Source organism: Pseudoalteromonas sp. T1lg65 (assembly GCF_051930985.1).
Taxonomy (GTDB): Bacteria; Pseudomonadota; Gammaproteobacteria; order Enterobacterales; family Alteromonadaceae; genus Pseudoalteromonas.
Window position 1 is genome coordinate 650,879 of record NZ_CP196838.1, and the last position, 11,297, is coordinate 662,175.

9 protein-coding genes are annotated in these 11,297 nt (G+C 40.5%); 6 read left to right on the forward strand and 3 right to left on the reverse strand.

Annotated features, from left to right (window positions below; all coding sequences use genetic code 11):
* The 3 genes from ACSLBF_RS19935 to ACSLBF_RS19945 are packed head-to-tail and all read left to right on the forward strand — an operon-like array spanning position 1 to position 3,855.
* A complete protein-coding gene (locus ACSLBF_RS19935) occupies positions 1-759 on the forward strand; it encodes a substrate-binding periplasmic protein (RefSeq protein WP_440056384.1) in 759 nt (252 codons plus the stop codon).
* On the forward strand, positions 756-2,702 hold the full coding sequence (locus tag ACSLBF_RS19940; RefSeq protein WP_440056386.1) for a RecQ family ATP-dependent DNA helicase: 1,947 nt from the start codon (positions 756-758) through the stop codon (positions 2,700-2,702). The genes ACSLBF_RS19935 and ACSLBF_RS19940 overlap by 4 nt, the downstream gene beginning before the upstream one ends.
* Positions 2,692-3,855 carry an anhydro-N-acetylmuramic acid kinase gene (locus ACSLBF_RS19945; RefSeq protein ID WP_440056387.1) on the forward strand — a complete coding sequence of 388 codons (1,164 nt, stop codon included), beginning with the start codon at positions 2,692-2,694 and terminating at the stop codon, positions 3,853-3,855. The genes ACSLBF_RS19940 and ACSLBF_RS19945 overlap by 11 nt, the downstream gene beginning before the upstream one ends.
* Here the strand turns inward: ACSLBF_RS19945 and ACSLBF_RS19950 are convergent.
* Both ACSLBF_RS19950 and ACSLBF_RS19955 read right to left on the reverse strand, forming a co-directional pair.
* On the reverse strand, positions 3,852-4,376 hold the full coding sequence (locus ACSLBF_RS19950) for a hypothetical protein (RefSeq protein WP_440056388.1): 525 nt from the start codon (positions 4,374-4,376) through the stop codon (positions 3,852-3,854). The two genes, ACSLBF_RS19945 and ACSLBF_RS19950, sit on opposite strands and share 4 nt — an antisense overlap.
* 97 nt (positions 4,377-4,473) lie before the next feature.
* On the reverse strand, positions 4,474-5,613 hold the full coding sequence (locus ACSLBF_RS19955) for a Na/Pi symporter (RefSeq protein ID WP_440056389.1): 1,140 nt from the start codon (positions 5,611-5,613) through the stop codon (positions 4,474-4,476).
* Between the two features lie 259 nt (positions 5,614-5,872).
* Here ACSLBF_RS19955 and ACSLBF_RS19960 point away from each other — a divergent pair, with 259 nt between their 5' ends.
* Both ACSLBF_RS19960 and ACSLBF_RS19965 read left to right on the forward strand, forming a co-directional pair.
* Complete coding sequence (locus tag ACSLBF_RS19960) at positions 5,873-7,771, forward strand: sensor histidine kinase (RefSeq protein WP_440056390.1); 1,899 nt, start codon at positions 5,873-5,875, stop codon at positions 7,769-7,771.
* Between the two features lie 100 nt (positions 7,772-7,871).
* A complete protein-coding gene (locus ACSLBF_RS19965) occupies positions 7,872-8,360 on the forward strand; it encodes a YcgN family cysteine cluster protein (RefSeq protein ID WP_440056391.1) in 489 nt (162 codons plus the stop codon).
* 433 nt (positions 8,361-8,793) lie between these two features.
* Here ACSLBF_RS19965 and ACSLBF_RS19970 read toward each other — a convergent pair whose 3' ends face one another.
* Entirely contained in the window at positions 8,794-9,663 is an 870-nt protein-coding gene (locus tag ACSLBF_RS19970; RefSeq protein ID WP_440056392.1) for a PhzF family phenazine biosynthesis protein, read from the reverse strand.
* Positions 9,664-10,021: 358 nt separating this feature from the next.
* On the opposite strand from ACSLBF_RS19970, the gene ACSLBF_RS19975 reads away from it, so the two are divergent.
* Positions 10,022-11,293: a sugar MFS transporter gene (locus ACSLBF_RS19975; RefSeq protein WP_440056393.1), complete on the forward strand. Its 1,272-nt coding sequence runs from the start codon at positions 10,022-10,024 to the stop codon at positions 11,291-11,293.
* Positions 11,294-11,297 lie beyond the last annotated feature (4 nt).

Consider the following 11,297-nt stretch of genomic DNA (forward strand, 5'->3'; position numbering starts at 1 on the left):
GTGCTAAAGATACTATTTTTGGTCTTGTTATCGTATACCACTCACCTTTATGCTAACCCATGTATGGAGCAGCAAGTCTATAAAGTGGGTATAGGCACAAGTTGGCCGCCTTATGTTATGTATCGTTCAGAACCTTATGGAATTGACATTGAAATTACCAAATTAGTGTTTAAAGAAGCAGGGCTCTGCATTGATTTTGTACAACTCCCTTCATCGGCTAGAGGCATAACTGAGCTACAGAAAGGCTTTATCGACATATTACCTTCTGCCAGCTATACCAAAGAAAGAGCACAAATTGCCTTTTTCAGTAAACCATATCGTAAAGAAATCATGCGCTTGTTTACGACCAAAAAACACCAAGCGAACGATACGCTACACACGCTATTCTCGGAAGGTTATACCTTCGCAATCAACCCTGGCGCATATTATGGTGAAGAACTAAAAGAACTCAGAAAAATTACTAAATTTGCTGAACAAATTGTTGAAGTCCCTACCTTAAATCGCCGTTTTGAATTGATCACCATTAACAGAGTAGATTTTACCGTGGAAGATGACTCAGCAGGTCGATATAAAATTTTAACCTCTGGCTTCCAAGAAATCGTTCCACACTCTTATATCGTTCATGACAACAGCATTCATTTTATGCTTGCGAAACATGCTTTTAGCGAAGCCCAATTGCTAAAAGTAAATCAAGCCATTGAGAAGATTTCTGTTACAATCGCCAAAGTAACAGAGAAATATCGACGTGGATCAGGATGACTTTACCTACCGATACAATCCATACTCTACAACATGTGTTTGGACACAATCAGTTAAGGCCAGGCCAACAACAGGTTGTGGAAACCTTACTTGCCGGAAATAGTACACTGGCAATCTTTGCAACTGGCGCAGGAAAATCACTTTGCTATCAGCTTCCTGCTCTTTTGCTGGACGGACTATGTATTGTAGTATCACCTTTGCTCGCACTAATACATGAACAGAAATACTATCTACAATCTCTTGGAATTAACGCTGAATCCCTAGACAGCACGCAAACCAATCAACAATCAAAACTGGTCGAAAAAAAGTTACTCCGAGGCGAGTTAAAGATCTTGTTTATTTCCGTGGAGCGACTTGCGAACCTATCCACTCAGCAGCTAATAAAACAATGTGCAATTTCAATGCTGGTGATAGATGAAGCTCACTGCATTTCTGAGTGGGGTCATAATTTTCGTCCTGAATATCAAAAATTGGTCCAATATCGAGAAAAGCTAGGGATCAAACAAGTACTACTGCTGACTGCTACAGCAACAAACAAAGTTGCTAATGACATGGCTGATAAGTTTCGCATTTCCCCTGACAATATCGTTCGTACTGGGTTTTATCGCAGCAATCTCAATCTATCAGCCATTGAAGTTTCAGAACAGAATAAGGAAGCTTATTTACTCGCGTTTTTAAAACGAGCCTCAGGTGCCGGGATTATTTATGTTACACAACAAAAACAGGCTGAAGCGCTAGCCAAATTGATCAACGCCGCGGGATTTGAAGCAAAACATTTCCATGCTGGTGTTAATCCAGCTGATAAAGCCAAAATTCAAAGTGAATTTTTAGCATCAGATGCTATGGTGGTGGTCGCTACTATTGCTTTTGGTATGGGTGTAGATAAACCCAATATTCGCTGGGTGTTGCATTATGATATGCCAAAGTCACTTGAAGGGTATAGCCAGGAAATAGGCAGAGCGGGGAGAGATGGGCAGCTATCCCATTGTGTTGCGCTACTAAATAACCAAAAGCGAGCGATAATAGAAAACTATATCTTTGCTTCTACTGTAGACAAGCCATCTTTGGCGATTCTGGTAGAGCAACTGTTTGCAAACCAACAAACTGAATTTCACTGCAACGACTATGAGCTATCACAAACGACAAATATATCGACGGTAACCCTAAAAACACTCATCGTTAACCTAGAGCTTAGCAAGCTTATTGAATTCAAATATAGCTATTTTAAAGAGCTGCAAATTTCACTGAATTATGAACAGCAAAAAATTCTCAGCCATTTCCCTGAGCAAAAACAGCCATTTTTAGTGACGCTGTTTTCCTGTATCACATTTGCCAGAAAATGGGGAACCATTGACCTTGAAAAAATCCAAGACCAAAAGATTAGCTTCCAACAGTTAAAAGACACGTTGGATTACCTGCAGACTAAACAACTTATTGATGTAAAAGCATCAAAATATACCAGCGTCTATCATGTCAATTATCGTTCGGTCGATTGCGATAGGGTTATTGAACAGCTATATCAACAATCGCTGATTAAAGAGCAAGGCGAGTTAAAGCGAGTTTCCGATCTCATGCGCTTTTTTCAAATTGACACCTGTTATCATCAGGCATTAGCACGTTATTTTGGTGACAAAGGCGCACCAGAACAATGTGGACATTGTAGCGTTTGTCAGGGAAAAAACCTGCGGCTAACTGTACCAACAGAGATAGAATTGCCGGATTTAGATGACCTAAAGCAAACTCTGCTAGTGATTGAAGATTTCTGCAAAAGACATGGTATTAGTCAAACGGCCAGAACCAAACTGTTATTTTTACTCGGGATTAATTGCCCTTGGTTTAGTAAATATAAAATCAAGCAGCTGAGTGGTTTTGGTAATTTCAAAAACTATAGCTACAAGATGTTGCTTAACGCGTTACCGGAGCTTAATACATATGAAAAATGATGTTGAAAAACTGCTCAAAATATCAAACAAAAACAGCAAAATTATCCTTGGGTTAATGAGTGGCACTTCTCTAGATGGTTTAGATCTAGCGCTTTGTAAACTAGATGGCTGCGGCAAAGATACCAGACTCAAGTTATTACATTTTCACACTTACCAATACACTGAAAAAGAATTTGCTGTACTCAGTGGCATCGCGTTCAAGCAACAGGTAGATTTACAGTTACTATGTCAGGTCAACGGCTGGTTAGGTGAATTATATGCTCGCGTAATTAAACAGACCCTCACTGAATGGAACGTCGATTTACAAACGATTGATTTAATTGCAAGCCATGGACAAACAATTTACCACGCCCCTAAATACCAATTTGATTCGCAATTTAACCATTCTACTTTACAACTCGCTGACGCAGACAGAATTGCCTCGTCTACGGGTATAATTACAGTTTCGGATTTTCGTCAAAAACATATCGCAAAAGGACTAGAAGGCGCTCCACTGGTACATTACGGTGACTACTTGCTTTATTCCTCAAATAAAACAGCCAGAGTTTTACTAAATATCGGAGGTATTGCTAACTTCACCTATCTACCAGCTAAAGGCAACATCGAGCAAACGATTTGCTCAGATATCGGCCCGGGGAATACCCTTATTGATCAAGTGATGAAACGCGATTTTAGAAAAAAGTTTGATAATAATGGAGAAATCGCCAGACAAGGTTCTATTAATTTTAAACTCTTAAATAAATTACTGAGCAATGAATTTATAGCTAAGTCGATGCCAAAAACGACTGGGCCAGAAGTATTTAACCTCGAGATGGTCGATGTATTAATTGCTGAGTTGAACGAAAACATAACATCACAAGATGTAGTCTGTACATTAACTGAGTTCACTGCTCTTGCAATTGCACAGACACTCAACCATTTTTCTGAGCATATCGAATTATTTGTGACAGGCGGGGGCGTACATAACCGCTATCTACTTTCTCGGTTAATAACACACTTAAATCAAAATATTGCTATCACCAGTCCTGAATTACTTGATATAGATGTTGATGCTAAAGAAGCCGCGCTATTCGCCTTGCTTGCTAATGAATGTATTTCAGGAAACGCTGATAGTTTACCGTTTTCTATGGGGAAGGTTTCTTTCCCCAATTAAAAAACAGACAACACACTTGAAACTACAGAATTCAGTGCTCTTTTTAGAGTGGTTGATTGGGGGCTGTGAACTTTATCGCTTACGTTCTTGGCAACAAAGTGGTCAGCCAACATTACCTCGTAAACGGCGGTATTTTTTAGGTGAGAATGCAGACCCAACAAATTTATCTGCAAGGTGTAGTCACCTGCGGCCAAAGTATCGTCCATATTAACCGTAATAATACCTTGCAAACTCGTACAAGCTTCAACCATAACTTCGCTTCTCGAGCTGGCTTTACGTTCACCATTTTTGGTAAGTACGAACTCAACTCTATCGCCTATGCGAGCATCATCAGATAATAATGCGCAAATAGTGAAACCTAGATCTGCTGATTTTAAACAAGCACGCTCATACGGCTGAAGCAATTGATAATTTCCCAACAAGGGGGTATCAATCTCTGGTTGTTTAAAACTAAATAGTAATTGCTGCTGATTCATTTTTAAATATTGGATGTTGATGACGTTGCCATTATCGCAATACAAGGTGACACTTTTATGACAAAGTGGTAGCGGCAGATAGTCATTTAAAAGCAAAACAGCCCACAAACGTGTGGGCTGTTTTTAACATTACTAATTTGGACTATCTTACTGCGAGCATTATCAGGCCAGGGAATACAAAGAATGAACCCAATACATATCCCAGTGCAGCCGTCTTGTTTTCTGAACCTATGTGTGCAAGCTTTTCAGCAAGCGTCAATGGTATTTCTCGTAATACCGGAACCGAGTAAATCAATGCTACAGCAAAGACATTAAACATGACGTGAACTAACGCAATTGTGAGTGCAACTTCTGCAGCAGCTCCTGTGATAGCAGTTGCAGCAAGTAAGGCTGTAATGGTCGTGCCGATATTTGCGCCCAACGTGAACGGATAAATTTGACGAGTCGTAAAGACACCACTTCCGGCCAACGGGATCATTAAACTTGTTGTAGTTGAAGACGATTGAACCATTACCGTAACTACAGCACCTGAACCAATCCCCACTAATGGACCACGGCCGATGGCGCTATGTAGTAGCTCTTTTGCTTTACCAACTAACACCTGTTTCAATAGCTTTCCAAGGTAGGTGACCGCAAACAAAATCATTAAAATACCTACCACAACCATTGCAACACCGGCTGCCGTATTATCTAGGAAGCTTACAGCATCTTTAACTACGTTAACCGTTGGCTTAACGATAGGTTTAATAAAATTATACCCTTTCAATGACAGATCGGTGTCACCAATAAACAGATGTGAAAGGCTAGCAGCCAATTTTTCCAAAATACCGAATAATATTTCCAACGGTAAAAAGATAGCTACGGCAAGTAGGTTGAAGAAATCGTGCACTGTGGACGCTGAGAAAGCACGTCTGAATTCTTCTTTATTACGAATGTGACCAATTGAAACCAGGGTATTAGTGATCGTCGTACCAATATTGGCCCCCATCACCATAGGAATCGCGATACCAATGGGTAGGCCGCCTGCGACTAAACCAACTATTACTGATGTCACCGTTGATGATGACTGTACAAGCGCGGTCGCCAATGCGCCTAACAGAAGTGCAACTAAAGGGTTAGTTGCAAAAGCGAATATCTCTTTTGCTCCTTCACTACCACCTGAAGCTAATTTAAAGCCACCACTGACTGTGCTTACCGCAACAAGTACGATGTAGACCAGAAAAGCGATTGAAAGCCAATTGAAGGCCTTGGATAGAGTTGAAGAACTATTTTGATTAACCATATTTTTGCTCTGTTATTTTGCGCAGCTAAGCACGTTTTTATTTCTCGGCGAATTAGAGCATCGCAATGTTACATTTATATTTCAGTTTCATGACTTAATGATGTTTTGTATATATTTAAGGCACTATCTGTTTGTTATTTGCCCACCCAGGTAACTAATTGCAATAATTGACAGCAAAGAGTGCGATGATTCTAGCTGATCCATATTTCATGCAGATTTAAAGGGTAGTGTACTCATCGTCGAGAGTAGCGAGTGCAACATGAAAACAATAACTAGAATTTGTTCACATATACTAATTTTCATAGCTATTACCACTTCATTTGTAGTAACAGCTAATGACTCTGCTTCTTTATCGGTGCGTTTGGGACCAATTACGATTGAAACAGTGGCTGCAGAACTTAAGTTAAATGCCACCGCCAAACAAAAACTGCGTAACTATCTAGACAACAATCAACCGGCGCTAACGCAAACACCTTATCAATGGGCAACGATACCAAGCGAACCTGCTTTATTAAACAAAGCGCGATACCTCTCTTTTGGTTTCGCGCGGCTACCTTGGTTAGAGGTTTATCAAATTACATCCGATAAAATAGCGCTTGTAGCTAAGCATACACCTGTTACAGGTTTTACTGATCGATACCTGCCAGCCGCCCAGCTATATGTTCCGTTATCGTCCAGTAACAGTCACTACCTTATTCGTTACCAGACTTTTGCCAATACAAAAGCCACGTTACAGGTTTTAGATCAAGAAACCGTACAACAACAAATAGTGAAAAGTTCAATACTTAACGGGGCGTTGGTAGGCATCATATTGGCAGCTCTTGGCTTTGTTGTAATAAACCTATATTTCAATTTCAATGCGACCAACATCTCTTACAGCATTTGGACTACGCTGTTTATGCTGATCGTGCTCGACATGTCGGGATTCACTATAAAATACTTTTGGCCAGATTCAGGCTTGTTTTCATCCGTTTTCACTGTATTTTTAATGACTGTGGTACCTATTTTTCATCTGCTCTTTATCAGCAACTTTTTAAGTTTAAAACGTTACAGTAGGCAGTTACATCTGAGCTGTAACGCGTTTATTGCGGCTTATATTCTCTTAATCCCCGTTGCGTTTGTAACTCAATCCGTGTTGCTAAATCTCATTTTAAGTTTTTCAATTGCACCATTTTTAACCTATATCGCCTTTTGGGCACACAGGCAGCAAAGCCCTGGAAGCACGATTTTTGCGTTAAGCCTATTGAACCATGTGATACTGGTTAACATTATTGCGATTGGAGGCGTGCTAACCTTCCACTATCTTGACGTGAAATCAGTGTCGACAGCAATTAAACTCGGCTACCTTTTAGAAGTTACGCTATTTGCTGTCGCACTTGCGAAGCAACACAAGGCGGCTCAGAAAGAGCTACTACACACATTAGAACACCAAGTCCAGACATTATCTTCGTCTATAGAAATAGGCAACCAGCAAAAAGTTGCTCAGCAACGTCGCTTATTGACGGACCTATCACATGAGCTAAGAACACCTCTGACGGTAATGAAGGTACAAATTGAATGCTTACAACACAACATTGTTGAAAATGTCAGTGAGAGCTACGCAAAGCTAATGAATAAGACTAATGAACTCAACACCTTAATTAATCAGTTTATGCTGGTGACAGAGCCAAACCAACTAAACAAAATTTTAACTCTGAGCGAAATAGATGTACAAACGCTAATAAACCAAGTCCATAGCTTAGTTATTACATCAATTCCCCATTCAATAGACAAAGTCAGAGTAACCCATCAAATCACTTCGATAGCTAAGTTAAATGTAGACATTGAATCAATAAAAAAAGTCTTTAGTGAGATCGTGAGTAACGCATTAACCCACGGTGGCGATGGTGTAGAAGTTCACATCGATTGTAAGGTCATAAACAACATACTAGAAGTTACCATTGATGATGATGGCTCACCATTAGCACAAACCACTCATGACAATATGTTTGACCCCTTGTATAAATTGAACACCTCCAGAAATAGAACAAACCACTCGACAGGTATGGGGCTAGCAATCTGCAAAAGAATAATAGAAGGTCATGGTGGAGTAATTTCATCCAAAAATAACAACATTGGTGGGGTACAAATAAACTTTTCATTACCGTTGTTAAGTTAACACAGCCGCTCCAAAATCGAACCAATGTGCCTGTAAGTTTTGTTTTCAAAGGGCAGATTTAGTAACATACTGACGCTAGTCCACAGCTGAGGAAAATAGGTTGGCTTTTTGGAATGAAAAAAAACTTGAGCAAATGACACGTGAAGAGTGGGAATCTATTTGTGATGGCTGCGGAAAATGTTGTCTACACTCGTTTATCGATAGTGATGATGACGAATTTGAAAGCACCGATCATTTGCGTGAAGGTGAAGAAGTGATCTATACAGACGTCGTTTGCCAGTACAACGATCCCGCGACTTGTGGGTGCAGTCGTTACAGTGAACGTCAGCAATTGGTGCCTTCATGTGTACAGCTAACTAAAGATAACCTCAAAGATATTTTCTTTATGCCTAACAGTTGCAGTTACCGTCGATTGTATGAGGGAAGGGGACTGGCAAGTTGGCACCCATTACGTCATCAGGGTAGCAAGGCCGAAATGCATCGTGCAGGCATTAGTATCAAAGATAAAGCCATTTCAGAAAGCAATATAGATTTAGAAAGTGAGTTTGAAGACCATATTGTCGAATGGCCTTTGCTAGATATTGATTAATTTGTAAAGATCATTCACTCCCTTATCTTAATGACCTTAACTTGAACTCTCAGACTCGATAGCACGACGTCCAACCAACAAATCGAATGCAGGGCATGATACCGATTGCGCAGTTCTCTTTAAACGCCGGATCGCGCTTTGCTTATGCCAACCTACCGAGATTCAACTTACCTGTCGCAGCACATATCCGACCTTATCGTTTAAAAGAGTAGATTTAAACTTGATCTGACAAGCGGCTTTAAGTGAAGAACAGATGTTGATAAAGCTATATCAACGTACTGAACGCAAGACCTTACCCCAATTTTTGTTCCTACAAGGCGCCACCCAACAAAGTTTCAGATTCACGCCTTGAAGGTGCCCCTTTTGGCTGGCTGATTAGATTAAGATCGATTCAACTTACCATAAACATAGACAGTTCCTCTTGAGCACTTTGCTATAACGAGATCTCCTGCCTACCGAATGTATGAGCAAAGCCACCAACCTTGACCTCAATAATTTCCTTATCGCTCGACTCAACAGATGCTGTAATTTTTGAAATACACTCCATTGCCCGGCCTTGCTCAAAAGTAAAGCTATTCGAGTGTGTATTAGGAAGATGTTTAGCTAAGTAACATGCTAATGCACCACTCGCACTGCCTGTCGCCGACTCCTCTGGAATCCCAAACAGTGGAGCGAAATTACGACAATTTGCTGTCACTTTACTAGTTTTGTCACACAGCTCAAATGCATGAATACCAATTACGCCATGCTTTTCACAGAACTCGCTGGTTAAAGTTTCATTCACTTGAATTTGATCGAGATACCCAAAAGGCACAGGGACAATAATGTCAGGTAAACCTGTTGAAATAACCTCAATAGGTAACCGAGTTGACTCAAGTACTGCCGAGTCTAGTCCAATTAACTCCGCTATAGCCTCACTACTAAACTCTCCTAGGAATTCAGGCAACTTTTGGTCCATAACTATATGACCATTTGCCTCTATCGTTACCATAAGAAAACCAGCTTTGGTTCGTTGCAGATATTTTCCTTCATTTATGACCCCTTCTTGATACATTGTCGAAAATGCAGCTAATGTGGCGTGTCCACAGAAATCAACTTCTCCGGTTATGGTGAAAAAAGATAATTCAAAGTCTGCGTCATCATCACGAGATACAAACGCAGTCTCAGAAAACCCAACTGCTTGTGCTATTTGTAATTTTTGTTTGTTCAACAGGTGATCTGCATTTAGCACCACACCTGCAGGATTTCCACCAGCTCCATTCACAGTGAAGGAACTAACCAAAAAAGCTTCAACGTTTTTCAATCTCGATTTCTCCGAATAACACCACTACATAAGGCATATTGAGTTTTGTTAAAATTAGCGAAGTATGGGCGTCAGTCAAACTTTAAACGTCCCACGGATAAATCACTGATAAATGATGTTTAACACCTATTTTTCAACGACTTTTGATATTTCATTTTTCTTTATTTCTACTTGCGTGTAAACCCAAGCGTAGTGATCTTGTTTCTAAAAACTGCTGTTCGTACCTTTTAACACCCTTATCTACGGATGGAGAATTTTGTTTACTCCGGCTCACAATTTGGAACGTTCCTAAAATTCATTTGTGACTTTTTTGTAACCCTGTGTAGACTTAATTGAAAAATAGGTTGGAGAAATTCTAGTGAGTGAAATAAATACAAATCAAACGTACTCAACTAACCATGCTGGAGGTGAGACGAACTATCGCTTGCCTTTGGTCGCCATGACGACGCTATTCTTTTTGTGGGGGTTTATAACAGTACTAAACGATGTGCTAATCCCAAGGCTGAAGGGCGTTTTTGATCTCAGTTACACAGAAGCAATGCTTATCCAATTTTGTTTCTTTAGTGCATACTTTATCGTTTCGCTACCCGCAGGATTTTTAGTTAAGCGGTTTGGCTACAAAAATGGCATATTGACTGGACTCATTATCGGCTCGATCGGTTGCGCGCTTTTTTATCCAGCAGTGGTAGTCCACCAATACTGGATATTTTTAGGTGCACTATTTGTTCTAGCTTCAGGGATCACTATCTTACAAGTCTCGGCAAATCCCTATGTGGCAGCTCTTGGCCCAACTAAAACCGCTTCAAGCCGACTTAATCTTGCACAAGCACTTAATTCACTGGGTACAACCGTTGGTCCCATCGTTGGCAGCTTTTTATTATTTGGTACTGCCGGTGCACTTACCGCAGATGCGGCTAGTGCTGATTCGGTAAAAATACCCTATTTAATGTTGGCCGTTGCATTACTCGCTATTGCGATCATTTTCGCTTTTTTAAAATTACCTGACATTGAAGCTCATACCAACACTGACAGCTGTAAAGCTCAGCAACATAAACTGACGGAAGCACCTCATCTAATGATGGGCGTCGTAGGGATATTTTGCTATGTAGGTGCAGAAGTATCCATCGGCAGCTTTTTAGTCAACTATTTTGCTGATCCAAACATCGCAGGGCTTGAAGAACATGCAGCCGCAAAACTCATTGGCTACTACTGGGGTGGGGCAATGGTTGGGCGCTTTATCGGCTCAGCATTACTACAAAAAATAGCTCCATCGAAAGCAATCACCTTTAATGCCTTGGTGATCATCGCGCTATTGGTTATCAGCATGGCGTCAAGCGGCAGCATCGCACTTTGGTCTGTGCTGGCAATTGGTCTATTTAACTCCATCATGTTTCCAACCATATTTACACTATCTATTGAAGGCTTAAGCTCATTAACAAGTCGAGGATCTGGGTTACTCTGTCTTGCCATCGTTGGCGGTGCGATCGTTCCTCTAATTCAAGGTTTGGTAGCAGACCATTTTCACATCCAGATTAGCTTTGTTGTTCCCGTTATCTGTTATCTGTATATCGCTTGGTTTGGTCTTAACGTAGTAAACCTTTCACAGCATTGGCAGCGCAAGCTGGTTTAGCATC

Bases quoted from the DNA above. Each gene is read 5' to 3' on its own strand.
- ACSLBF_RS19955 (WP_440056389.1), bottom strand. From the start codon at position 5,613: ATGGTTAATCAAAATAGTTCTTCAACTCTATCCAAGGCCTTCAATTGG.
- ACSLBF_RS19945 (WP_440056387.1), top strand. From the start codon at position 2,692: ATGAAAAATGATGTTGAAAAACTGCTCAAAATATCAAACAAAAACAGC.
- ACSLBF_RS19960 (WP_440056390.1), top strand. From the start codon at position 5,873: ATGAAAACAATAACTAGAATTTGTTCACATATACTAATTTTCATAGCT.
- ACSLBF_RS19940 (WP_440056386.1), top strand. From the start codon at position 756: ATGACTTTACCTACCGATACAATCCATACTCTACAACATGTGTTTGGA.